Genomic DNA, 23859 nt, shown 5'->3' on the forward strand with positions numbered 1-23859 from the left:
GTCGCCCACAACACCCCCCCCCGGGGGGCACCCGCCCCCCCCACCGGGGGGGCCCCCGCGCGGGGGGGGGTTGACAAACCCCCCGGGCCCCCCGCGCCCGCGGCCCACCCCGGGGCCCCGCGGGACGCCGTGCAGTTCAAGGCCATACCCACCAACCAGCGCGAGCCGGCGATCCAGGACGGCCGGGTCGACATGGTGGTCCGCACCATGACCATCAACTGCGCCCGCCTGGAGAAGGTCGCCTTCTCCGCCCCCTACTTCCGGACCGGCCAGCAGCTGCTCGCCCCCAAGTCGTCCCCGATCACCGGGTACGACGACACGCTGGCCGGCAAGAGCATCTGCACGGCGGCCGGTTCCACCGCGCTGAGCACGCTGGAGCAGGACCAGAAGGACGGCCGGCTCGCCGCCGACGCCGACCTCGGCACCACCGTGCCCAACCAACTCGACTGCCTGGTGCGGCTCCAGCTCGGCGAGGTCGACGCGGTGGTCACCGACGGCGCGCTCGCCGCAAGCCAGGCCGCGCAGGACCCGACGGTCCAGCTGAAGGGCGACCCCTTCACCACCGAGTACTACGGCGTGGCGATGAAGAAGGACGCCGACGACCTGGTACGCCGGGTCAACCGGATCCTGGAGGAGTGGCGCGCCGACCGCGCCGACGGCTGGCGGAACTCGTACGACGAGTGGCTGTCCCCGACGATGGGCGACGACCCGGCGCAGTCGGAGCCGCCGGCCCCGGAGTACCTGCGCAAGAGCTGAACGGCATCCGTACACGCCGTACACAGGCAAAGAGCACAAGTCCGCGACAGCGAGAGGTGATCGATGGGCGACACGGGACCCACCGGGCCGGTGATGGACCGGGACGATGTGGACCGTGCGCTGGCGCGGCTCGGCGCGGAGCACGAGGCGGTCGAGACCTCGCTGCTCGCCCTCCAGGACCACGCGGGCCGCAGACTCCTCGAAGGCGCCGAGCTGACCGGCGTCACCGTCGAGCGCTGGAGTGCCGCGGAGGCGTCGATCACGCTGCTGTGGTCCTACTTCGACGCGTACACCGGCGCGCTGCGCACCGCCCGGGAGATCCGCTCCCGGCGCCGCTGGTCCAGCCGCGAGGACCTGGCGGAGCTGACGGAGCTGCTGCGCGGCGAGGCCGTCACCGTGGCCGGCAGCGCGGCGGCCCTCGCCCAGGCGCCCACCCCGGACGGCGGTCCGGGCCGGCTCAGCGAGCGCTATTCGCTGGTGACGCTGGTGGACCGGATGAACCAGCTGTACGCGACCTCCCTGGACATGGTGGTCGCCGCCGACGCGGTGTGGTCGGCGCTGCCCGCCCGGATCGATTTACTCGCCGCCGAGCTCCAGCGCACCCGCAAGCTCGCGCACTCCGTGGGCGTGCGCCCCGGCGAGCACCCGTCCGGCGACGACCTGGAGCGGATCACCCGCACCCTGACGCGGCTGCGCGAGCGGGTGGTGTCCGACCCGCTGGCCTTCTGGCTGCCCACGGAAGGCAGTTCGGCGCCCGGCGGCGGCCGTCCCGACACGACGGTGTACGACCGCGAGGCGCGCGCCCTGGAGGAGGTGCGCCGCGAGATCGACGCCGTGCTGGCCGTGCGCCAGGACGCCGAACAGCGGATCGTGCGGCTGCGGGACGTGCTCTCCCGCGCGGACCGCACGCTCGCCGAGGCGCGCATCGCGCGCGGCGAGGTGCTGGCGAAGATCGCCGCGACGGAGGTGCCGGTGGTCGGCGGACCGCCGATCGTGCTCCAGGAGCAGCTGGCGGCGGCCGCCGAGTACCGCAGGCACGCGCAGTGGCACCGGCTGTCCCCGCTCCTGGAGTCCCTGGAGGAGAAGGCGGAGGACGAACTGCTGCGCGCCCGCGAGTCGTTGACCGCGGTCACCGCCCCGCTGGCGGTCCGCGCCGAGCTGCGCGGCCGGCTCGACGCCTACAAGGCCAAGGTGGCCCGCCTCGGCTTCGCCGAGGACCCGGAGCTGGCGGAGAAGTACGAGAAGGCGCGCCGCATGCTGTGGAGCGCGCCCTGCGACCTGCGCGTCGCCGAGCAGGCCGTACTGCGCTACCAGCACGCGGCGGCCGAGGCGCTGGGCTCCCCGCGGCGCGTGCCCGGGGAGGGCGGACCGGTGGACCGGACGGGGCCCGGCGTATGAGCGACGAGGGGGAGGCAGCGTCATGAGTGAGGCACGGCGGACGTGTCAGCGTCCCGGCTGCGGCGGGACCTACGAGGACATGGGCGGCGGCGAGCTGTACTGCGGCACGTGCGGTCTCGCGCCGGTCGTCGCGTCGAACGGCATGGTCGGCTCGACCCCGACCGGCGTCACCGGAGGCGGCGGCCGGGGCTCGCGGGGTTCGGCGGGCAGCGCCGGCTCCAGCGCCCGCAGTTCGCGTACGTCGTCGCAGTCGTCGCAGTCGTCGCGCTCGTCGCGCTCGTCGAAGTCCCGGCGCTCGGTGTCCGGGCGGCTCTCGCGGGCGGTTTCGGGACGCTCCACGGGGCGTTCGGTGTCGGTGCGCAGCTCCGGTTCGGGCGCCGGCTCCACCGCGCGGGGGCGCCTGGGCGCCGGGCTCGTCGAGGTCCCGGCGATCCCGCGGCCCGACCCGCGCGAGATGGTCATGGAACGCCCGGAGGTGCCGGAGCGGAAGCGGTTCTGCTCGCGCTCGGACTGCGGAGGACCGGTCGGGCGGGCCCGCGGCGAGCGGCCGGGCCGCACGGAGGGCTTCTGCACCAAGTGCGGCCACCCGTACTCGTTCGTGCCCAAGCTGAAGACCGGTGACGTCGTGCACGGCCAGTACGAGGTGGTGGGCTGCCTCGCGCACGGCGGGCTCGGCTGGATCTACCTCGCCGTCGACAAGGCCGTCTCCGACCGCTGGGTGGTCCTCAAGGGCCTGCTGGACACCGGCGACCAGGACGCGATGGAGGCGGCGATCTCCGAGCGGCGGTTCCTCGCCGAGATCGAGCACGCCAACATCGTGCGGATCTACAACTTCGTCGAGCACCTCGACCAGCGCACCGGCTCCCTCGACGGCTACATCGTCATGGAGTACGTCGGCGGCAAGTCGCTCAAGGAGATCGCCAACGCCCGCCGCTCCCCCGCGGGCAGACGCGACCCGCTGCCGGTGGAGCAGGCCTGCGCGTACGGCATCGAGGCGCTGGAGGCGCTCGGCCACCTGCACAGCCGCAAGCTGCTGTACTGCGACTTCAAGGTCGACAACGCCCTCCAGACCGAGGACCAGCTCAAGCTCATCGACATGGGCGCGGTCCGCCGCATGGACGACGACGAGTCGGCGATCTACGGCACGGTGGGCTACCAGGCGCCGGAGGTCGCCGACGCGGGCCCGTCGGTGGCGTCCGACCTGTACACCGTCGGACGCACCCTGGCCGTACTGACGTTCGACTTCCAGGGGTACACCACCGTCTACGCCGACTCGCTGCCCGACCCCGACACCATCGAGGTGTTCCGGCAGTACGAGTCCTTCTACCGGCTGCTGGTGCGCGCCACCGACCCGGACCCGGCCCGCAGGTTCGCCTCCGCGCAGGAGATGGCGGAGCAGCTGACCGGTGTGCTGCGCGAGGTGGTCTCGCTCCAGACGGGCCGTGCCCGGCCCGCGCTCTCCACGCTGTTCGGGCCCGAGGTCCGGGTGACGGACATGGAGCTGTTCCCCCGGCTGGACGGCGAGGTGTCGCGACTGGGCGCCCGCACGCCGGTCCGCACGCGGGGGCGCGGCACCGGTGCGGGTGCGTCCCCGCGTGCGTCCCTGCCGGGCGGCACGGGGTCCGCGCCCGCGCTGCCGGGCGGCACGGGACCGGCGGTGGGAGCGCCGGGCGGGACGGTCGCGGGGGCCACGCCGGGCGGCGCCGCGGGCGGCACGGTGGGTACGACGGCCGGGCCGGTCGGAGCCGCGGGCGTGGGCGCGGCCGCCGGTGGGGGCGCGAGCGCGTCGCTGCCGGGCGCGGTGAGCGCGGTCGGCGGGCTCGGCGGCGGCACCTCCGGACTGGTCAAGGGCGCCGACGCGCCCACCGCGTCCCTCGCCCTGCCGGTCCCCCGGGTCGACGCGGGCGACCCCAACGCGGGCTTCCTGGCCGGGCTCATGGCGTCCGCGCCGGGCGAGCTGCTGACCGCGCTGGCCGCCGCGCCGGCGCCGTCGACGGAGACGCGGCTGCGGCAGATCAGGGCCCGGCTGGAGAACGGCGACGCGCCCGGCGCGCTGACGGCCCTGGAGTCGCTGGAGGGCGAACGGCCCGACGACTGGCGGGTGGTCTGGTACCGCGGGCTGGCCGCACTGGTGACCGGCGGCCACGAGGACGCCGCCCTGGCCTTCGACGCGATCTACGACGCCTTCCCCGGCGAGACCGCGCCCAAGCTTGCGCTCGGCCTGTGCGCGGAGGTGCTGGGGCAGCTCGACAACGCCGCCGAGTACTACCGCCTGGTGTGGTCGACCGACCCGAGCCATGTGAGCGCCGCGTTCGGCCTGGCCCGGGTGCAGCTGGCCGGCGGTGACCGGACCGGTGCCGTACGGACGCTGGAGTCGGTGCCGGAGTCGTCGGTGCACTGCACGGCCGCGCGGGTGGCGGCCGTCCGGGCCCGGCTGCGGCGGCGTACGGCGGGCGCCGGCGACGTGGCGTTCCTGGACGACCTGACGGCCGCCGCGCGGCAGGTCGAGGCGCTGGACGTGTACGGTCTGGATCCGGCGCGGCGCGAGCAACTGTCGGCCGAGGTCCTCGGTTGCGCGCTGGACTGGGTACTCTCCGGAGGTCGGGGTTCCGTCCCTCCCGCCGCCGGGGGACGGACGCTGCTCGGCAGCGGCCTGGACGAACGCGGCCTGCGCCTCGGCCTGGAGCGTTCGTACCGCACGCTGGCCCGGCTGGCACGGGGCGGCGAGGAGAGGATCGACCTGGTGGAACGTGCAAATCGTTACCGCCCCCGGACGTGGGTGTAGTTGATGTCGCAGATGCCCCAGCAGGCCGCTGTGTCCAAGTGCCCGAGCTGCGAGGAACCCCTCGAGTCGGGTGACCGTTTCTGCGGTGCGTGCGGATACGACCTGTCCGCGGTGCCCCCGCGGCCCGAGGACCACCCGACCGTCGCCGTCGGCGGCCCGGTGCCCGCCCCGGCGACCGCGCCGGACGGCGTGGACTGGCCCGCGGCCCGGGACTCGGACGGCCACGGCCGTCCCGTCCCCGTGCACGCGGCCGCCGAACTGCCGGGCACCGACTCGGGCGGCTCCGCGCTGCCGCCGCCCCCGGCGGCCCCACCGGCCCCGTCGGCGCCTCCCGCGCCCGGTGTGCGCTTCGACCGGCCCCGCGAACCCGAGGAGTACCCGTTGCAGGCGCCCGACCCGCGGCTGACCGCCGGAGCGGTACCGCCCTCCGATCCGCACGCCCACCCGCACACCGAACCGGCCGCGCCCGCCGCCCCGGCCGCCGCCCCGGCCGCCGGTGACAAGGTGTGCGTGGCCTGCCGCGCGGGCCGGGTCGACGACGACGGCTACTGCGAGAACTGCGGGCACGCCCAGCCCCGCGAACGCGACCACATGGAGCAGGAGTCGGGCCCCGTCGCCGCGGTCAGCGACCGGGGTCTGCGCCACCACCGCAACGAGGACGCCTTCTCGGTTGGCTGCACCGCGCTGCCCGACGGCGCCCCCGCGAGCGTCGCGATCGTCTGCGACGGCGTGTCCTCCGCGACCCGCCCCGACGACGCCTCGCTCGCCGCGTCCCGGGCGGCCGGCGAGCTGCTGCTGACCGCCCTGCCGCGCGGCACGCACCCGCAGCAGGCCATGCACGACGCCATCCTCGCCGCCTCGCACGCCGTCAACGCGCTGGCCGACGAGCCCGCCACCGCCCGCGAGCAGGGCCCCCACCAGAACGCACCCGCCTGCACCCTGGTCGGTGCCGTGGTCACCGCCGGCCTGCTGGTCGTCGGCTGGGTCGGCGACAGCCGCGTCTACTGGGTGCCGGCCGACCGCGCCACGCCGCCCGCCCGGCTCACCGAGGACGACTCGTGGGCCGCGCAGATGGTCGCCGCCGGCCTGATGAGCGAGGCCGAGGCGTACGCCGACGAACGCGCCCACGCGATCACCGGCTGGCTCGGCGCCGACGCCTACGAACTGGAGCCGCACACCGCGTCCTTCAAGCCGGACCGCCCCGGCGTGGTCGTGGTCTGCACGGACGGCCTGTGGAACTACGCGGAGTCCGCCGAGGAGATGGCCGACGCCATGCCCGTCGACGCCGCCGCCCGCCCGCTGCACGGCGCCCGCGTCCTGGTCGGCCACGCCCTGGACGGCGGGGGCCACGACAACGTAACAGTGGCCCTCGTGCCGTTCCCGGCCGTGCCGCAGGGGGCAGGATCGGCCTGAGGCCCCCGCACGGGTAGGGGTACGCGCGCGGGGTGGCCTCGCGGACCGCAGGGGGCGGTCCGCAGCAGCCAATGCCCCACCTCCGTGGGGACGTAGAGGGGGATGCGATCCGGCATGGCCAATTTCTCGAAGTCGAACGTGCCGCAGTTCGCGGTGGACGTCTACCAGAACGAGTACCTGCCCGAGGGCGGCCAAGAGGTCAACGCCATCGTGACGGTCACCGCGACCGGCGGCGGCACGGTCGGGAGCGCGGTCGCCGCGCCCCACCTGTACTCGCCGGGCCAGGGCCCGTCGGCGGCCGTGGCGTTGCTGGTCGACTGCTCGGGCTCGATGGACTACCCGCCGACCAAGATGCGCAACGCCCGCGACGCGACGGCCGCCGCGATCGACACCCTGCGCGACGGCGTGCACTTCGCGGTGGTCGGCGGCACCCATGTGGCCAAGGAGGCCTACCCCGGCGGCGGGCGGCTCGCGGTCGCCGGCGCCGCCACCCGGGAACAGGCCAAGCAGGCCCTGCGCGGACTCGGCGCGGGCGGCGGCACCGCCATCGGCACCTGGCTGCGGCTGGCCGACCGGCTGCTGTCCACCGCGGACGTCGCCATCCGGCACGGCATCCTGCTCACCGACGGCCGCAACGAGCACGAGTCGCCGGAGGAGCTCAGGGCGGCGCTCGACGCCTGCGCCGGGCGGTTCACCTGTGACGCCCGCGGCGTGGGGACCGACTGGGAAGTGAAAGAAGTCACAGGGGTCGCCTCCGCCCTGCTCGGCACGGCCGACATCGTCGCCGATCCGGCGGGCCTGGCCGCCGACTTCACACAGATGATGGAGACGGCCATGGGCAAGGAGGTCGCCGACGTCGCGCTGCGCCTGTGGACCCCGGTCGGCACCACCGTGAAGTTCGTCAAGCAGGTCGCGCCCACGGTCGAGGAGCTGACCGGCCGCCGCTCCGAGGCGGGGCCGCGGGCCGGGGACTACCCCATCGGCTCCTGGGGCGACGAGTCCCGTGACTACCACGTCTGCGTGGAGGTACCGGCCGCGGAACTGGGCCGGGAGATGCTGGCCGCCCGCGTCTCGCTGGTCATCCCGGAGCCCGACGGCAGCGTTCAGAACCTCGGCGCGCAGGGTCTCGTACGGGCCGTGTGGACGGACGACATGACGGCCTCCACGTCCATCAACCCGCAGGTCGCCCACTACACCGGGCAGGCCGAACTGGCACAGGTCATCCAGCAGGGGCTGGATCTACGCAAAGCGGGAGACATCGACGGAGCAACGGCCAAACTGGGCCGTGCGGTTCAGCTCGCGGGAGTCTCCGGAAACGGCGATACGGCGAAACTGCTTGCGAAGGTGGTGGACGTGGTGGACGCGGCGGCGGGTACTGTGCGACTGAAAGCGAAGGTGGAGGAGGCCGACGAGATGACTCTCGAGACCCGGTCGACCAAGACCGTTCGTGTGAAGAAGTGACGCAGGACCATCCGCGCGACACGCCCGCAAGAGAGGGAAGCCCCGACATGCCGACCTGCCCGAACGGACACCAGTCGGGTTCCGACGACTGGTGCGAGGTCTGCGGTCACCGCATGGCCGGTGCCGTGCCGCCCCCTCCGCCGCCACCGCCTGCCGGCGGCGGCTACGGCTTCCCGCCGCCCGGCGGTCCCGGCGGCGCTCCTGGCGGTCCCGGCGGCGAGCCGCAGCTGTGCCCTCAGTGCCGTACGCCCCGGGAGGGCGGCGCGCCCTTCTGCGAGGAGTGCCGGTGGAACTTCCTCACCAACACGGCCACCTCGTACACCCCGGCCGCCCCGCGCCCACCGGCCTCCGGCGGCCCGGCACCGCACTTCCAGCAGCCGCCGGGGGGTCCGTCCTACGGCGGCGGTGACGCGTACGGCTACCAGGGCTCACGCCCGTCCCAGATGAACCGGCCCGCCGAGCCGATCCCCCCGGGCCCGCCCTTCGGCGGGGATCCGTCGGGGCGCGGGGGGCCGGGCGGTCCTGGCGGTCCCGGCAGTGGTCCCGGCGGACCTGCCGGTGGTCCTGGCGGTCCCGGCGGTGGTCCCGGCGGTGGTCCTGGCGGTCCCGGCGGATCTGCCGGTGGTCCTGGCGGCCCCAATGGCCCCTCAGGCCCGTTCGGCCCTGGTGGTCCCGGTGGTCCTGGCGGACCTACCGGCGGTCCTGGCGGCCCGAACGGCCCCTCAGGCCCGTTCGGCCCCGGCGGACCCGGTGGCCCTGGCAGCCCCGATGGTCCCGGCGGGCCCAACGGCCCCGGTGGTTTCGGGGGCCAGGGTGGCCCCAACGGCCCCGGTGGTTTCGGTGGTCAGGGTGGCCCCAACAGTCCTCAGGGTCCCGGCGGTTTCGGCGGCCCCGGTGGACCCCATGGCCCGGGTGGTCCCAACGGTCCCGGTGGCCCCAACGGCCCCGGCGGTCCTGGCAGCCCCGGTGGTCCTGGCGGCCCCGGCGGCCAGAACGGCCCCTCCGGTCCCCCGGCCCCGCCCCCGTTCGGCGGTGACCCGTCGCGGCCGGTTCCACCGCCGCCCGGGTCCGTTCCGCCGCCGCCCGGCCCCGGTGGCCCGGGAGGCGGCCCGCAGTCGTACCAGCCCGGTCCGCCGGCCCCGCCGGCCTTCCCGCAGGAGACCAACCGCCCGCAGCAGGGCGGCCCGGCCTTCGGCGGCGGTGACGACGACTGGGTGCTCTCCCCGCCGTCTTCGGCCGGCCCCGGCGGCCCGGGTACTCCGCAGGGCGGTTACGGCTTCCCGCAGACGGGTGCCACCCAAGCACCGCCGTCGCCCACCGGCCCCGGCGGCCCTGGTGCTCCGCAGGGCGGCTACGGCTTCCCACAGACCGGTGCCGCCCAAGCGCCGCCGTCGCCCACCGGCCCCGGCGGCCCGCAGGGCGGCTACGGCTACCCGCAGACCGGCGCCACCCAGGCCCCGCCCCCGCCCGGCCAGGGCTTCCCGCAGGCGACGACCTGGTCGGCGACCATCGGCCCGGACCGCGACTACTTCATGGCGATGATGCACCGTTCAGGCCCCGAGGCCGCGGGCCTGAACCTGCCCGCGTACTCGCCCGAGCAGCAGCGCGCGCTCACCGGCAACCAGATCACCATCGGGCGCCGCCGGCACTCCACCGGTGACACCCCGGACATCGATCTGGCGGTACCGCCGGAGGACCCGGGCGTCTCGCACCAGCACGCGGTGCTGGTGCAGCAGCCGGACGGCAGCTGGGCGGTCGTCGACCAGAACTCGACGAACGGCACGACGGTCAACGGCGGCGAGGAGCCGATCCAGCCCTTCGTGCCGGTGCCGCTCCAGGACGGCGACCGGGTGCACGTCGGCGCCTGGACGACGATCACGATCCGCCGGGGATGACGCGGCCGGGCCCGTCCGTCAGGTGAAGGGCCAGGCGTACGGGCCCTCGGGGTCGTCCAGCCACGCCCAGGCCCGTGCGCCGCGCAGGGTGATGCCGAAGCGCTCCCGGTGCGGGGCGTCCTCGCGGTCCCAGAGCGCGTACGCCTCCTGCGGGTCGAGGCTGCCCCGGCTCAGCGCCAGCAGGAAGCGGAACAGGTCGTTCTCCCGGGCCCGGCGCGGCACCCCGCCCAGGCCCGGCGTCTGCGGCACGGAGCCGTCCGCGCCGCGCAGCGGCACGAAGTACGCGGGCGTGTGCAGGAAGCGCCCCTCGGCGTGGGCCGCGTCGTGGACGGTGAGGACGACCAGCCCGGTGGCGAGCGGGGTCAGGATCCTGCCGCCGGGACGGCACTGGGCCAGCCAGGCGTGCGGCACCGAGGGCAGCGAGCAGGTGGCGAGGATCCGGTCGTAGGGGGCGCGCTCGGGCACTCCGCGGGCGCCGTCGCCGGTGACGACGGCGGGACGGTACCCGGCGGCGGCCAGGTGCCGGCGGGCCGACTCGGTGATCTCCGGCTCCAGGTCGACGGTGGTGACGAGGTCGTCGTCGCCGAGCCGGTGGGCGAGCAGGGCGGCGTTGTAGCCGGTGCCGGCGCCGATCTCCAGGACCCGGTCGCCGTCGGTCACGTGCAGCTCCGCCAGCATCATCGCCATCAGCGAGGGCTGGCTGCTGGAGGAGACCAGTTCGCCGTCGCGCATCCGGGTCGCCAGCGGGGCGTCGGCGTACGCGCCGCGCACCCAGCGCTCCCGGGCGACCCGGTCGGGGTCCTCGCCCCACCGGCGTTCGTAACCGCCCCCGAAGCCGACGTAGTAGTACGGCACGAAGAGGTGGCGCGGAACCGCCTGGAACGCCTCCCGCCACACCGGGTCGGCCGCCCAGGCACCGCTCAGCTCGATCTCCCGCACCAGCTCCGCCCGCGCCGAGGCCGCGAGGCGGTCCAGGTCCTCGTGCCCGCCCATGCCTCCACAGTACGGGCCCCGGCGGGGACCTAGGTCCGAAGTCCTATGTCCACGTGTCTGAGACCATGGACGGCGTGAATGAGATTCGGCGCGGCACGCTTCAGGAGCAGACCTTCTACGAGCAGGTCGGCGGGGAGGAGACCTTCCGCCGGCTCGTCCACCGTTTCTACGAGGGTGTCGCCGAGGATCCGATCCTGCGGCCGATGTACCCGGAGGAGGACCTGGGTCCGGCCGAGGAGCGCTTCACGCTCTTCCTCATGCAGTACTGGGGCGGACCGACGACGTACAGCGACAACCGGGGCCACCCGCGGCTGCGGATGCGCCACGCGCCCTTCGCCGTGGACCGGGCGGCGCACGATGCCTGGCTGAAGCACATGCGGGTCGCCGTCGACGAGCTGGGGCTCTCCGAGGAGCACGAGCAGACGCTGTGGAAGTACCTGACGTACGCGGCTGCCTCGATGGTCAACACCGCGGGCTGACCGGTCCGTCCATGGGCGACGCGGACGCGTGACGCGCGGATTCCGGTCGCCCGACGTCGGATTCCGGTCACGATCCGGTCAAGTCCGGACCTCAGGCGGTTACTTCCGTACCTCCTCCTCTGACAGCATCGCCGAGAGGTCTGGACAACATCGGCGGGGGGCCGGGTGGCGGGGTACGGGGGATTCGCGGGGTTCGTGCTGCTGCGCGCGCGGGCGCACCGCCTGCTGCTCGCCGCCGCCCTGCTCACCGTGCTGCTCACCACGGCGGTCCTGACGACCCTGACCGCCTATTCGGGCGCGGTCGGCGACGCGGCCCTGCGCCACGCCCTGGCCGATCCCCGCAACGCGGCGGACACCGCGCTGGTCGTCAAGGCGGACGTGCCCGAGGAGGGGCGCGAGAAGGCCGGCCGCACCGTGCGCGAGGGCGCCCGGGACACCTTCGGCGGGCTGCCGGTCACCGTCCGGGAGATGGTGCGGTCGGGGGCGTACAGCCTGCCCGGCACGCTGCGGCCGCGCGGCGAGCGCTCGAACGATCCGGACCTGACGTACTTCGCGGCGCTGGACCCGGCGCAGGTGCGTGTCACCGAGGGGCGGATGCCGCGGGAGGGCGCCGGAGGGAGCGGCGGAGCGGTCGAGGTCGCGCTGCCGACGGCCGCCGCCGAGCGGCTGGACATCCGGCCCGGCGCCCGGCTCACCCTCGCCGACCGGTTCGACGGCCCGGACGTGGACGTCGAGGTGACCGGCCTGTACCGGCCCGCCGAGGCCGCGGACCCCTACTGGCGGCTGGACGACCTCACCGGGCGCGGCGTGAAGAAGGGCGGCTTCACGACGTACGGGCCGCTGCTCGCCGTCCCGGGGGTGCTGACCGGGGGCGCGGTGAGCGCGGGGCCGTCGGGGTGGCTGGCGACGGCCGACTTCTCCTCGGTGACGGCCGGGCGGACGGACGAGCTGCGGGAGGCGGCCCGGGGCGGCATGGCGTGGCTGCGCGAGCGCCCGGTGCTCAGCGGCACCACCGCGGCGACCACCTCCCTGCCCGACGTCCTCGACCGGCTCGACCGCTCCCTGCTGGTCTCCCGCTCCACGCTGCTGGTCGTCGCCCTCCAGCTGGCCCTGCTCGCCGGGTGCGCGCTGCTCCTTGTGGCCCGGCTGCTGAGCGCCGAGCGCGCGGCCGAGCGGCGGCTGCTGCGGGCGCGCGGCGCCTCCCGGGCGCGGGTGGGGTCGCTGGCCGCGCTGGAGGCGCTGCTGCTGGCCGTCCCGGCGCTGGTCCTCGCGCCGCTGCTCGCCGGGCCGCTGACCCGGCTGCTGGCCGGCCAGGGGTCGCTGGACCGGATCGGGCTGCGGCTCCAGGTACCGGCCTGGGGCGGCGGCGGGGTGTGGCTGACGGCGGGTGTGGCGGCCCTCGGGTGCGCGCTGGCGGTGACGCTGCCGGCCCTGACCTCCTCCCTGAACGCCGGGGGCCGCGCCCGCGCGCTGCCCGCTCCGCTGCGCGCCGGCGCCGATGTCGGGCTGCTGGTGGTGGCGGGCGTCGCGTACTGGCAGCTGTCCCGGCAGACGTCGGGCGCGGTGAGCGGCGACGGCGCCGGGGCCCTCGGCATCGACCCGCTGCTCGTGGCGGCGCCCGCGCTGGCGCTGCTGGCGGGGACGGTGCTGACGCTGCGGCTGCTGCCGCCGGTGGCGCGGCTGGCCGAGCGGTGGGCGGCCGGCGGACGCGGGCTGACCTCGGCGCTGGCGGGCTGGCAGCTCAGCCGCCGGCCGATGCGCGGCGCCGGCCCGGTGCTGCTGCTGGTGCTCGCGGTGGCGCTCGGCATGCTCGCGATCGGCCAGGGCGCCTCCTGGGAGCGCTCGCAGGGTGACCAGGCCGACTTCCGGGCCGGGGCGCCGGTGCGGGTCCTGGCCACCGGTTCGGTGGGCCCGGGCCGCACCGAGACCTACGCGAACGTCGACGGCGTACGGGAGGTGGCCCCCGCGGCGCGCTCCACGCTGCAGTTGTCCGCCGACCGCACGGCGACGGTGCTGGCGCTGGACACGGAGCGCGCGGCGGACACGATGCTGCTGCGCCCGGACCTGTCCGACGAACCGGCCGGGACACTGCTGCCCCCGCCGGGCGGCGAGGAGCGGGCGGCGGGCGCGGAGGTGCCCGCCGGGACGGTGCGGCTGGGGGTGACCGCCACCCTGCGAGCCTCGGGCGGCGGCGGGCAGAGCGGGACGGGACCGGCGGACGTGACGGTCACCGTGCGGGACCGCTACGGCATCCCCTTCCGGCTGCCGGCCGGCGAGCTGCCCGCGGACGGGCGCCGCCACACGCTGGAGCTGGACGCCTCCCCGGGCGGCCCGCTCACCGTGACCGGCCTGGAACTGGTCACGGCCCAGCCGGTCGGCCGCGCGGAGCGGCACCGCCTCACGCTCACGGAGCTGACCGCCACGGCGGCCGACGGGACCGTGCGGCGCCCGGCCCTGCCCCGCTCCTGGACCGCCTCGGTGCGCGGCGACGGCATGGCCTCGTCGCCGGACGCGGACACCAGTCCGACCCAGCCCCGGATGGCCCCGTCCGGACCGCCGTCGGTGGAGTACGGCACCGGGTACCGGCCCGCCGACCTGTTCGACCTGACGTCGGCGGTGACGCTGCGCCTGAACGTCGTACAGCCCGCGCCGCCGCGGCTCACGGCCGTCGCGACCGACCGGTACCTCGACTCGGCGGGCGCCCGCGTCGGACAGCGCGTGGACGTCCAGCTCGACGGCCACAGCCTCCCGGTGCGGATCGTCCACTCGGTCCGCGCCCTGCCGACCACGGCCGCGACCGACGTCACGACCGCGGCGAACGACGGCGGCGCCCTGCTGCTCGACCTGCCCTCCGTGAACCGGGTGCTCCAGGCGAAGTACGGCGCGGCCCTCGCCCCCACCGAGTGGTGGCTGCGGCCGGAACCCGGCGGCACGAGCGGGGTCGTCACGGCGCTGCGTGCCTTCCCGGACCTGGAGCCCTCTCAGGTCGTCGTGCGCGACGAACTGGCCGCGGCCCTGCGCGACGACCCGTTCGGCGCCGGCCCGGAGGCGGCCTTCACCGCGGCGGCCGGGGTGGCGGCGGCGCTCGCGGCGGTCGGGTTCGCGGTGAGCGCGACGGGGTCGCTGCGGGAACGCGGCGCCGAGTTCGCGATCCTGCGCGCCCTGGGCGCCCCGCGCCGCCGGCTGGCCCGCACGGTCGCCGTCGAGCAGGCCGTGCTGCTGGTCCTGGCCCTGCTGGTGGGCACGGCCCTGGGCGCGGTACTGACCCGGGCGGTGATCCCCCTGATCGTGCTCACCCCGCAGGCCACCCACCCGGTCCCGGACGTACTCGTCGCCCTGCCCGCAGCCCGGGTCGCGCTCCTCCTGGCCGGCGTCGCCGTCGCCCCCCTCCTGGTCACGGCGGCCCTGGCCCTGCGCCGCACGGACCCGGCGTCGGCACTGCGCGAGCAGGGAGGTGAGGCGCGGTGATCCACGATCGCCCCGCGGCGGAAGCCATCACCCGCGCGAGCGCCCCGTCGACCGCGCGAGCGCGCGTCACAAGACAGGGAAGACAGGGAAGACAGGAAGGTGAGGTGCGGTGAAACCGGTGAGCGCTCCCTGGGTCCGCACCCGGCTTCGGGCCGCGCCCGGTGCCGCCTGGGCCCTCGCGGTGCTGGTGGCGCTGACCGCGTGTCTGGCCGCCGCCTTCCCGAGGGCGCTGGACCGGTACGCGGACGCGGGCCTCGACCGGGCGCTGGCGCAGGCCCGCCCCGACCGGACCAGTGTGCTGGTGGTCGCCCCGCAGCCCGACTTCGGTCTCTCGCCGCGAGAGCGGGAGCAGTCGCTGCGCCCGGACCCGCTGGGCCGGCGGTACGCCAAGGCGGTCGCGGCCGTGGACCGCCGCGCGCCGCTCGCCGTGGACCGGAAGCAGTCGACGTACGGGGTGCGCACCACCCAGGGTCTCCCGGTGCCGGAACCCTGGCTGCCGCAGCCGAGCGGGCTGCCGGCCCAGTTCTACTTCGCCGCCCAGCACGGCCTCGGCGACCACGCCCGGATCGGCTCCGGCCGCCTGCCGCGCGTGACCGGCGCCCCGGTGACCGCCGCGGCCGGCGCGCTGGAGGCGGCGGTCACCACCGAGACCGCCCGCACGCTGCACATCAAGGTGGGCTCCGTCCTGCACGTGCCCGGCGTCGAACGCGCCCCGCTCACCGTCCGGATCACCGGCGTGCTCGCCCCGCGGAACCCCGACGGCCCCTACTGGTCCACCCAGTCCGTGCTGCGCGAGCCGTCGCTGATGACGGTGCCGGGGTCGGCGGGCGCGGACCGCGAACGCTACTGGCTGGGCACGCTGCTGCTCGCCCCGGACGCCGGGCCCGCCCTGCTGGGCACGGCCGGGACCCCCGTCCGCTACTGGCAGCTGGCACCCGACACCGACGCGCTGCACGCCCACGACCTGGACGGGCTGGCCTCGGCCGTCGCCGCCCTGGAGTCCGGTCCTGGCCTGCGCGAGGTGCGCTCGGGGGTCGACCCCCTCGCGGACGTCAGCACCGACCTGGACGAGACGGCCCTCGCCTTCGACGAACTGCGGTCGGGCATCGGCCCGCTGGTCGCCGTCGCCGCCGCCGGGGCCGGCACGGTCGCTGTGGTCGTCCTGCTGATGGCGGGCAGCCTGGCCGCCGACCGCCGCCGCGCCGAACTCGCCCTGCTGCGGGCCCGCGGCGCGTCCCTGCGGGGCGTCGCGGGACGGCTGCTCGCCGAGACGGCCGTGGTCGCGCTGCCCGCGGGCGCCCTCGGCCTCGCCGCCGCGCTGTTCGCGCTGCCCGGTGGCCGGCTCGCCCCCGCCGTCTGGGCGGCCGCCGCGGTCACCGCCGTGGCCTGCGCCGCGCTGCCCCTGCGCGCGGCCGTCGCGCATCGCGCCGTACGGGTCCACGGCGGCCGGCGGGACGTGGCCGCCGCCCGTCCGTCCCGGCGGCGTACGGTCGCCGAACTCACCGCCGTCGCCCTGGCGCTCGGCGCGGTCGAGACCCTGCGCCGGCGCGGCGCGTCCGGCACCGGCGGCGACCTGGTGTCGGCGGCACCGGTGCTGGTCGGGGTGATCGCCGCGCTGGTGCTCGTACGCCTGTACCCGCTGCCCCTGCGCCGCCTCGCCCGCCCCGCGGGACGCCTGCGCGGCGCGGTGGGCCACCTGGCGCTGGCCCGCGCGGGCCGTACGTCGGTCTCGGCCGTGCTGCCGCTCCTCGCCCTGCTGACCGCGCTCACCACGGCCGCGTTCGGCGGCTCGGTCCTCGCCGGGGTGACGGACGCCCGCGACCGGGCGGCGCTGCTCACCGTCGGCGCCGACGCCCGGATCGAGGAGACCGGGCCGCTCCCGGCCGGCCTGCCCGACCGCGTGCGCGGCACCTCCGGTGTGCGGGACGTGGTCGAGGTCGGACTGACCTACCAGGCCAAGGGCTCGGACGGCCGCCAGACCCTGCCGCTGGCCGGCGTGGACCCGGCCGCCTACGCGCGGCTCGCGGCGGAGACCGGGCTGGGTGCCTTCGAGGCGGACGAGCTGAAGCGGCCCGGCGGTTCCGGGGAGCCGCTGCGGGCGCTGGCCTCGCCGTCCGTCGCCGAGCGGTTCGGCACCGGGCCGTTCCGGGCCCGCCTGGAGGACGGCACCTCCGTCACGGTCCGGATCGCCCTCGTCCGCGACCGCACCCCCGCCGTCTCCGGTGAGGACTTCCTGGTCGTGGACCGGGCCGGACTCTCCGCCGAGGCGGCCCGGCCGACCGTACTGCTGCTGACCGGAGACCACGTGGACGCGGGCGCGCTGCGCCGTGCGGCGGGCGACGACGCCGATGCCGGTGCCGGTGCCGGTGCCGGTGCCGTGATGGTGCGGTCCGAGGAGCGGGGCCGGTACGTCGACTCGCCCCTCCAGTCCGGCGCCGAGCGCGTCTACGCCGTTGCCGTCGTCGCGGGCACCGGATACGCCGTCCTCGCCCTGCTGCTGTCCCTGCTGCGCGCCGCTCCCGAACGCGCCGCCCTGCTCGCCCGGCTGCGCACCATGGGCCTCACCCGGTCCCAGGGCCGCCGTCTGCTCGTCCTGGAGTCCCTCCCCCAGGCCGTACTGGCCGCCGCGGGCGGCGCCCTGACCGGCTGGGCGGCGATCCGCCTGCTCGCCCCCGGCCTCGACCTGACCACGATCGCCCTGGCAACCGCCTCGTCCCCGGTGGGCCGCGCCGAACTGCGCACCGACCCGTGGTCGCTGGCCCTGCCGGCGGTCGCGGTGCTGGTGGTGGCGGTCGGGGTCGCCGGGGTGCAGGCGTGGTGGTCGGGCCGGCGCGGGTCGGTCACCGAACTGAGGGCGGGGGACGCACGGTGAGGGCGTCCCGGGCAGGCCTGACGTCCCCGGCGGGAGTGGCCTTCCCGGCGGGCCCGGCGCCCCGGCGGGCCCGGCGCCCCGGCGGGCCCGGCGCCCCGGCGGGCCCGGCGCCCCGGCGGGGCCGGCATTCCCGGCGGGGCCCGGCGGGCCTGGAGGCCCGCTCCCCCACCCCGTTGCCCACCGGCATCCACGCACGACCCGCATCCACGCACGACCCGCATCCGCGCAGGAGGCACGATGACGACGAACCCGACCCTCGCCGACCTGGCCGACCGCGCCACCGCGTCCCGCGACCGGCCCGCCTACGGCCACGACGCCCTGATCACCTGTGACCGCCTGGTCCGGATCTTCAGCGCGGACGGCGTGGAGGTGCAGGCCCTCCAGGGCCTCGACCTGCTGGTCCGCGAGGGCGAGTTGATGGCTCTGGTCGGTGCGTCGGGCAGCGGCAAGTCCACGCTGATGAACATCCTCGCCGGTCTGGACACCCCCACCGCCGGGGCGGCCCGGGTGGCGGACCGCGACCTGCTCACGATGACCGCGAAGGACCGTCTGGCCTACCGTCGCGAGGTGGTCGGCTTCGTCTGGCAGCAGACCTCCCGCAACCTGCTGCAGTACCTGACGGCGGCCCAGAACGTAACCCTGCCCATGCAGTTGGCGGGCACCCGCGGCCGGGCAGGCCGACGGGCCCGTGCCGAACGGTCCCTGGAACTCCTGGAACTGCTGGACGTCGCCGACTGCCGGGACCGCCGCCCGCGGGAGATGTCCGGCGGCCAGCAGCAACGGGTCGCCATCGCCGTGGCCCTCGCGGGCGCCCCCGCGGTGCTGCTCGCCGACGAGCCCACGGGCGAACTGGACTCCCACACGGCGGAACAGATCTTCGCCGCGTTCCGCACCGCGAACGAGCGCCTCGGCACCACCATCGTCATCGTCACCCACGACCAGGCGGTGGCGGGCGAGGTCCGCCGCACCGTCGCCATCCGCGACGGCCGCACCTCCACGGAGGTCCTGCGCCGCAGCGAGGTGGACGCCGCGACCGGCCACGAGACGGTGGTGGCCCGCGAGTACGCCATGCTCGACCGCGCCGGACGGCTCCAGCTGCCCGCCGACTACACCGCGGCCCTCGGCATGCGCGACCGCGTCGCCCTGGAACTGGAGGCCGACCACATCGCCGTACGCCCGGACGACAGCGACCAGCACTGAACGGCCCCGGGAGACGGTGGGGTGGCTCAGCGCACGCTGATGCCGAGCGCGCCGGTGCCCGCCCGGCGCAGCGCGACGGACCCGTAGGGCGTACGCAGCCGAAGCCAGGCGCCCGAGGAGAACAGAACCGGCGCGTCCTCGCCGGACTCCGCCCCGGGCCGCAGGAACCCCAGTGACTGGGCCGCGTGCACGGCCCGCACCGGCAGCCCGGTGTCCCCGACCGTCCGGGACCAGATCTCCCGGCCGATCCGGTCCAGCTCGGCCCGGGTGCGCCGCTCCGCCGCCAGCTCCCCCGTGCGGGAGCGGAACTCGGCGACCGCGGCGGCGACCAGTGCGCGCAGGGCGTCCGGGGCGGGCAGCCCCGGCTCGGGCCGCCAGCCGCCGCGCGGGGGCAGCACCCCGGCCCACGGCGGCCCGGTCACCGCGCCGGGAACACCGGCGGTGGCCGACTGCTCGTCCACCGTCTCCAGCAGCTCACCGGCGGAGACGGTCACGTCCAGCGTGACGTCGAGCCCGTTCTCGTACGGCTTGGCCAGCCGTACCGCGCGCACGGCCAGCACCTCGAAGGAGGGAGGCCGGCCGAAGACCGCGAGAGCCGTACCGGCCGCCTGCAGCCGGACGGCGGCCGAACGGTCGTAGTGGAGCAGCCGGGAGAGGAAGGCCGCGAGATCCGCGGCCTCCCCCTCGTCGGCCAGGTGGAGCACCGTCATGCGGCGACGGCCCCCTCCTTGTCGTCCGTGTACTCCCGCAGGAACTCCCGTTCCTCAGCGGTGATGCGGCGCGGCATCTGCGTCTGGAAGTCGAACGGCACGATTACGGTCGAGGCGCGGACGTAGACCACGTCGCCGTCCTTGACCTCGTAGGTGAGCGTGAAAGAAGCCGCCCTTATCTCCGTGACCCACAGCTCGATGTCGACCGGGTGGTGCCGGTGGACGAGCTGCCGCTTGTAGTCGATCTCGTGGCGCGCCACCACAGACCCCTGCTTGAAGTCCTTCTCCGGGCGGAACAGGAAGTCGATACGTGCCTCCTCCAGGTAGCGGAGGAAGACCACGTTGTTGACGTGGCCGTACGCGTCCATGTCCGCCCAGCGCAGCGGGCAGCGGTAGATGTGCCGCAAGATCGATCAGCCCCGGGTCAGCTTCTTGTAGGTGGCGCGGTGCGGACGGGCGGCGTCCGCACCGAGCCGCTCGACCTTGTTCTTTTCATACGAATCGAAGTTACCCTCGAACCAGAACCACTTGGACTCACCCTCGTAGGCGAGGATGTGCGTGGCGACCCGGTCCAGGAACCACCGGTCGTGGGAGACGACCACGGCGCAGCCGGGGAACTCGAGCAGAGCGTTCTCAAGGCTGCTGAGGGTCTCGACGTCGAGGTCGTTGGTCGGCTCGTCGAGGAGCAGCAGGTTGCCGCCCTGCTTGAGGGTGAGCGCGAGGTTGAGCCGGTTGCGCTCACCGCCGGAGAGCACCCCGGCCGCCTTCTGCTGGTCCGGCCCCTTGAACCCGAAGGCGGAGACATACGCCCGCGAAGGCATCTCCACCTGCCCCACATTGATGTAGTCCATCTCATCGCTGACCACAGCCCACAGCGTCTTCTTGGGGTCGATGTTCTCGCGACTCTGGTCGACGTAGGAGATCTTGACGGTGTCACCGACCTTGATCTGCCCGGAGTCCGGCTCCTCGAAGCCCTGGATCATCTTGAACAGGGTGGTCTTGCCGGCACCGTTGGGCCCGATGACCCCGACAATCCCGTTACGCGGCAGCGTAAAGCTGAGATCATCGATGAGCACCTTCTCCCCGAACGCCTTGCTGAGGTTGTTGACCTCGACGACGACGCTGCCCAGGCGCGGGCCCGGCGGGATCTGGATCTCCTCGAAGTCCAGCTTCCGCATCTTGTCGGCCTCGGCGGCCATCTCCTCGTACCGCGCGAGGCGCGCCTTGGACTTGGCCTGCCGCCCCTTGGCGTTGGACCGCACCCACTCCAGCTCGTCCTTGAGGCGCTTGGCCCGCTTGGCGTCCTTCTGGCCCTCGACCTTGAGGCGGGTCTGCTTGGTCTCCAGGTACTTGGAGTAGTTGCCCTCGTAGCCGTGCAGCCGGCCGCGGTCGACCTCGCAGATCCAGCCGGCGACGTTGTCCAGGAAGTACCGGTCGTGGGTCACGGCCACGACGGTGCCCTCGTACTTGGCGAGGTGCTGCTCCAGCCAGTTCACCGACTCGGCGTCGAGGTGGTTGGTGGGCTCGTCGAGCAGCAGCAGGTCGGGCGCCTCAAGGAGCAGCTTGCACAGCGCGACGCGGCGCTTCTCACCACCGGAGAGGTTGGCCACGGGCCAGTCACCGGGCGGGCAGCCCAGGGCGTCCATGGCCTGCTCCAGCTGGGCGTCGAGGTCCCAGGCGTTGGCGTGGTCGAGCTCCTCCTGAAGCTTGCCCATCTCCTCGAGCAGCGCGTCCGAGTAGTCGGTGGCCATCTGCTCGGCGATCTCGTTGAACCGGTCGAGCTTGCCCTTGACCTCGGCGACACCCTCCTGGACGTTCTCCAGGACGGTCTTGCCCTCGCTCAGCGGGGGCTCCTGCAGCAGGATGCCGACCGTGTAACCCGGCGCCAGGAACGCGTCACCGTTGGACGGCTGCTCCAGCCCAGCCATGATCTTCAGAACGGTCGACTTACCGGCACCGTTCGGCCCGACCACGCCGATCTTCGCGCCGGGCAGGAAGCTCAGGGTGACATCATCGAGGATCACCTTGTCGCCGTGCGCCTTGCGCGCCTTGCGCATGGTGTAAATGTACTCAGCCAAGAGAAACCGTCCGGCAGCTTGAATCAGGCAGTGGGCAGATACACCCCATCTTGCCGCACCGCCACCCCTCGGAGGAAACGCGTTCCGTGCGGGGCCCCTGACCTGGTCTTTCCCGGTGGGCGCCCGCGCCTCGCCCGTCACTGCCGCTCGCCGCCGGTCGGGCGCTCAGCCACTCTGCTTGTTCTTCAGCCTGAGCACAGCCGGGCGCGCAAGACCGCCACGCCGTCCCCCTCAAGGTCCTCACACGCCGCTGCGCGGCCCGCCATACCCATCACCAGCGAGAGTGTCGGCCCCCGAAGCAGATCCCCCGAGCCGGTAGTGAACGGACCGTCTGTGGCCTCGACCCGCAAGCCGGCGATCGCGCTGCGGCTCGCGACGGCGAAATCGCGGCCGGCGAAGAAGCGTGCCACGGCGGTCGTCGTGGCCACCGGTGGTGTCCGCACCAGGCCCAGCGGCCGGCGGATGTCCTCGCTGTGCACGACTGTTTCGCCCAGCCAAGCCGCAGTATGTCCCGTGGGCCCGGCCCGTCCGGCGACGACCTCGCGAAATCGTTGCAAGGTCGCTTCAGGTGTGGCACCACGGTGCTCAGCGAGTCGTCGGTCGTTGTGCAAGTCGGCGTCGAACCGAGCGGCCAGCATGCTCATCAGCCAACGCCACATCCTCGCGCTGGCACCTGCCGTCAGGTGGGCTACGACCTCCTCCACGGTCCAGCGCTCACACAGCGATGATGCCGCCCACTGAGCCTCGCTGAGCCCAGCCAGGTCTTGAGCGAGCGCGGAGCGCTCGACACGGATCGCCCTCTCCAGGTCTCGCCGAGTTTCCAGAATGTCCAGTTCAGCCATGGCGGCAGCCTCCAGGGATCGGGTGTCGTGTACCGGACTCCCTTCGACGCCCGAACTCATCGGCTACAGCCACGTAGCGAGCTCATCCTCAGCCTCATGCCCGGAGGCTACCGTGGTCCCGTGACCTGTGCGGCGGAGCGTCCTCTTCTCTTCCTCGATGTCGACGGTCCACTCATCCCCTTCGGAACGCCGACCGGTCGTCCACAAGGCGCTGCCGTGGACACCGGGAACCCGCTGCTGACCCGGCTCGTGCCCGGGATCGGGACGCGCCTCCTGGCCCTGGGCTGCGACCTCGTGTGGGCCTCGACCTGGATGTCGGAGGCCAATGACGTCGTCGGCCCGCGTGTCGGTCTGCCCACGCTGCCTGTGGTCCAGTGGCCGGACGCTGAGGGCGAGGAAGGCCCGCAGGGCCTGCACTGGAAGACCCGCGCCCTGGTCGAGTGGGCCGGCGGCCGGCCGTTCGTCTGGGTCGACGACGAGATCGGCGGCATCGATCGCCAGTGGGTCGCCGCCTGCCACCCCGGGCCTGCGCTGCTTCATCGCGTCGATCCGGCCGAGGGGCTCACCGAAGTCGACCTCGCGACGCTCGCGAGGTGGCTGCGCACCATTACGTAGGAGTGGAACAGCCGCCCTCCCCCAACAGGACGGCCTGCCGGCGGACCGCGGAGCCGACTCGGGGCTCGTCGTCGGTGGCGAGGAGGTCGAGGAAGGCGCCGCGGAGTACCGCGAGGGCCAGAGTGCGGCGGGTGGCGCCGTCTTCGCTGTCCCGCTCGGGCTGCGGCTGGCAGGCGGCGAGGACGTCGAGCCAGTCGTGCACCGTGGCGCGGGCGAAGCCCGACCAGGCGCCCTCGGGCTCGACGAGTGAGCGCGCGTAGGCTTCGGCCCAGAGGCGGAGCAGGGCGCGGTGTTCGCCGGCGGAGAGCCAGGCCCAGACGTGTTCGACCGCCGGGACCAGGCCGACGGGCCGGTCGGTGCTCCGCAGGCGGTCCAGGAAGGCCAGTTCGTCCGCGCGGGCCCGTTCCAGCAACGCCCGCACCAGGCCGTCCTTGTTGCCGAACAGGAACATCAGCACCCGGGTGCTGGAGCCGATGGCCTCGGCCAGCGGGCGCAGCGACAGGTCGGCCAGGCCGTGGGTGAGGACGTACCGGTAGGCCGCCTCCAGCAGCTCGACCTGGCGTGCGGACGGGGTTGCCGGGGACATGGGCCTAGCGTCTCTAGAATTCTGTGGTTGCCCGAGTGTTCCAGGCTTTTCGGGCGCGGCGTGGCCGTGTGCGGTCACCTTGCCATGGTCCGATCCTCGGGGTGAGGGGGTGGACTGGGGTGGCGTGCAGGTGGTGGAAGCCGGTCCGCTCGGCGTTGCGGGTGCGTTGCCGACAGATTCTGTGGGAGAGCCGCCTGCGGCCGTTCGGGAGAGGGGTGTCTTCTTCTTCCGGTGGGTCGGGGGCGGGTACTTCATGACCTGGCACCGGCTGGTGTGCGGCTGGTGTCTGGGTGTCATGCCCCGCCGGA

Annotated in this window: 17 protein-coding genes; 11 read left to right on the forward strand and 6 right to left on the reverse strand. The window is 74.8% G+C overall.

Annotated features, from left to right (window positions below; all coding sequences use genetic code 11):
* The 6 genes from ACFWR9_RS30400 to ACFWR9_RS30425 all read left to right on the forward strand — a co-directional run.
* On the forward strand, positions 1–756 hold a 756-nt coding region (locus tag ACFWR9_RS30400), incomplete at its 5' end, for a transporter substrate-binding domain-containing protein (RefSeq protein ID WP_383847427.1).
* 63 nt (positions 757–819) lie between these two features.
* Positions 820–2154 carry a hypothetical protein gene (locus tag ACFWR9_RS30405; protein WP_383847429.1) on the forward strand — a complete coding sequence of 445 codons (1335 nt, stop codon included), beginning with the start codon at positions 820–822 and terminating at the stop codon, positions 2152–2154.
* A gap of 22 nt (positions 2155–2176) precedes the next feature.
* Complete coding sequence (locus tag ACFWR9_RS30410) at positions 2177–4939, forward strand: tetratricopeptide repeat protein (protein ID WP_383847430.1); 2763 nt, start codon at positions 2177–2179, stop codon at positions 4937–4939.
* A gap of 3 nt (positions 4940–4942) precedes the next feature.
* Positions 4943–6352: a PP2C family serine/threonine-protein phosphatase gene (locus ACFWR9_RS30415; RefSeq protein ID WP_383847432.1), complete on the forward strand. Its 1410-nt coding sequence runs from the start codon at positions 4943–4945 to the stop codon at positions 6350–6352.
* Between the two features lie 114 nt (positions 6353–6466).
* On the forward strand, positions 6467–7813 hold the full coding sequence (locus ACFWR9_RS30420; protein ID WP_383847434.1) for a VWA domain-containing protein: 1347 nt from the start codon (positions 6467–6469) through the stop codon (positions 7811–7813).
* Between the two features lie 47 nt (positions 7814–7860).
* The gene (locus tag ACFWR9_RS30425; protein WP_383847436.1) at positions 7861–9708 is read left to right on the forward strand and encodes an FHA domain-containing protein; all 1848 of its coding nucleotides are present in this window, start codon (positions 7861–7863) and stop codon (positions 9706–9708) included.
* Between the two features lie 18 nt (positions 9709–9726).
* On the opposite strand, the gene ACFWR9_RS30430 is transcribed toward ACFWR9_RS30425, so the two are convergent.
* On the reverse strand, positions 9727–10701 hold the full coding sequence (locus ACFWR9_RS30430; protein ID WP_383847438.1) for a methyltransferase domain-containing protein: 975 nt from the start codon (positions 10699–10701) through the stop codon (positions 9727–9729).
* 65 nt (positions 10702–10766) lie between these two features.
* On the opposite strand from ACFWR9_RS30430, the gene ACFWR9_RS30435 reads away from it, so the two are divergent.
* From ACFWR9_RS30435 to ACFWR9_RS30450, 4 genes are all read left to right on the forward strand, one after another.
* Positions 10767–11180 carry a globin gene (locus tag ACFWR9_RS30435; protein ID WP_383847464.1) on the forward strand — a complete coding sequence of 138 codons (414 nt, stop codon included), beginning with the start codon at positions 10767–10769 and terminating at the stop codon, positions 11178–11180.
* 165 nt (positions 11181–11345) lie between these two features.
* Entirely contained in the window at positions 11346–14648 is a 3303-nt protein-coding gene (locus tag ACFWR9_RS30440) for an FtsX-like permease family protein (protein WP_383847439.1), read from the forward strand.
* Between the two features lie 109 nt (positions 14649–14757).
* Positions 14758–17520, forward strand: a complete 2763-nt coding sequence (locus tag ACFWR9_RS30445) for an FtsX-like permease family protein (RefSeq protein WP_383847441.1) — start codon at positions 14758–14760, stop codon at positions 17518–17520.
* A gap of 237 nt (positions 17521–17757) precedes the next feature.
* Entirely contained in the window at positions 17758–18720 is a 963-nt protein-coding gene (locus ACFWR9_RS30450) for an ABC transporter ATP-binding protein (RefSeq protein ID WP_383847443.1), read from the forward strand.
* A gap of 26 nt (positions 18721–18746) precedes the next feature.
* Here the strand turns inward: ACFWR9_RS30450 and ACFWR9_RS30455 are convergent, their stop codons facing one another.
* The 4 genes from ACFWR9_RS30455 to ACFWR9_RS30470 form a co-directional block, all read right to left on the reverse strand.
* Positions 18747–19430, reverse strand: coding sequence for a hypothetical protein (locus ACFWR9_RS30455; protein WP_383847445.1), 684 nt, complete (start codon positions 19428–19430; stop codon positions 18747–18749).
* A complete protein-coding gene (locus tag ACFWR9_RS30460; RefSeq protein WP_383847447.1) occupies positions 19427–19837 on the reverse strand; it encodes an acyl-CoA thioesterase in 411 nt (136 codons plus the stop codon). The genes ACFWR9_RS30455 and ACFWR9_RS30460 overlap by 4 nt, the downstream gene beginning before the upstream one ends.
* Before the next feature lie 6 nt (positions 19838–19843).
* Positions 19844–21508 carry an energy-dependent translational throttle protein EttA gene (gene ettA / locus ACFWR9_RS30465; RefSeq protein ID WP_383847449.1) on the reverse strand — a complete coding sequence of 555 codons (1665 nt, stop codon included), beginning with the start codon at positions 21506–21508 and terminating at the stop codon, positions 19844–19846.
* A 185-nt stretch (positions 21509–21693) separates the two neighbouring features.
* Positions 21694–22350, reverse strand: a complete 657-nt coding sequence (locus ACFWR9_RS30470; protein ID WP_383847451.1) for a maleylpyruvate isomerase family mycothiol-dependent enzyme — start codon at positions 22348–22350, stop codon at positions 21694–21696.
* Between the two features lie 120 nt (positions 22351–22470).
* Here ACFWR9_RS30470 and ACFWR9_RS30475 point away from each other — a divergent pair, with 120 nt between their 5' ends.
* Positions 22471–22965: an HAD domain-containing protein gene (locus ACFWR9_RS30475; protein WP_383847453.1), complete on the forward strand. Its 495-nt coding sequence runs from the start codon at positions 22471–22473 to the stop codon at positions 22963–22965.
* Here ACFWR9_RS30475 and ACFWR9_RS30480 read toward each other — a convergent pair.
* Positions 22958–23551, reverse strand: coding sequence for a TetR/AcrR family transcriptional regulator (locus ACFWR9_RS30480; protein ID WP_383847455.1), 594 nt, complete (start codon positions 23549–23551; stop codon positions 22958–22960). The genes ACFWR9_RS30475 and ACFWR9_RS30480 overlap by 8 nt on opposite strands.
* Positions 23552–23859 lie beyond the last annotated feature (308 nt).

It is taken from the genome of Streptomyces sp. NPDC058534 (genome assembly GCF_042717365.1).
Lineage (GTDB): Bacteria > Actinomycetota > Actinomycetes > Streptomycetales > Streptomycetaceae > Streptomyces.

Coding starts and splice junctions, on each gene's coding strand:
- ACFWR9_RS30405 (WP_383847429.1), top strand. CDS start 820: ATGGGCGACACGGGACCCACCGGGCCGGTGATGGACCGGGACGATGTG.
- ACFWR9_RS30410 (WP_383847430.1), top strand. CDS start 2,177: ATGAGTGAGGCACGGCGGACGTGTCAGCGTCCCGGCTGCGGCGGGACC.
- ACFWR9_RS30415 (WP_383847432.1), top strand. CDS start 4,943: ATGTCGCAGATGCCCCAGCAGGCCGCTGTGTCCAAGTGCCCGAGCTGC.
- ACFWR9_RS30420 (WP_383847434.1), top strand. CDS start 6,467: ATGGCCAATTTCTCGAAGTCGAACGTGCCGCAGTTCGCGGTGGACGTC.
- ACFWR9_RS30425 (WP_383847436.1), top strand. CDS start 7,861: ATGCCGACCTGCCCGAACGGACACCAGTCGGGTTCCGACGACTGGTGC.
- ACFWR9_RS30430 (WP_383847438.1), bottom strand. CDS start 10,701: ATGGGCGGGCACGAGGACCTGGACCGCCTCGCGGCCTCGGCGCGGGCG.
- ACFWR9_RS30435 (WP_383847464.1), top strand. CDS start 10,767: ATGGACGGCGTGAATGAGATTCGGCGCGGCACGCTTCAGGAGCAGACC.
- ACFWR9_RS30450 (WP_383847443.1), top strand. CDS start 17,758: ATGACGACGAACCCGACCCTCGCCGACCTGGCCGACCGCGCCACCGCG.
- ACFWR9_RS30455 (WP_383847445.1), bottom strand. CDS start 19,430: ATGACGGTGCTCCACCTGGCCGACGAGGGGGAGGCCGCGGATCTCGCG.
- ACFWR9_RS30470 (WP_383847451.1), bottom strand. CDS start 22,350: ATGGCTGAACTGGACATTCTGGAAACTCGGCGAGACCTGGAGAGGGCG.
- ACFWR9_RS30480 (WP_383847455.1), bottom strand. CDS start 23,551: ATGTCCCCGGCAACCCCGTCCGCACGCCAGGTCGAGCTGCTGGAGGCG.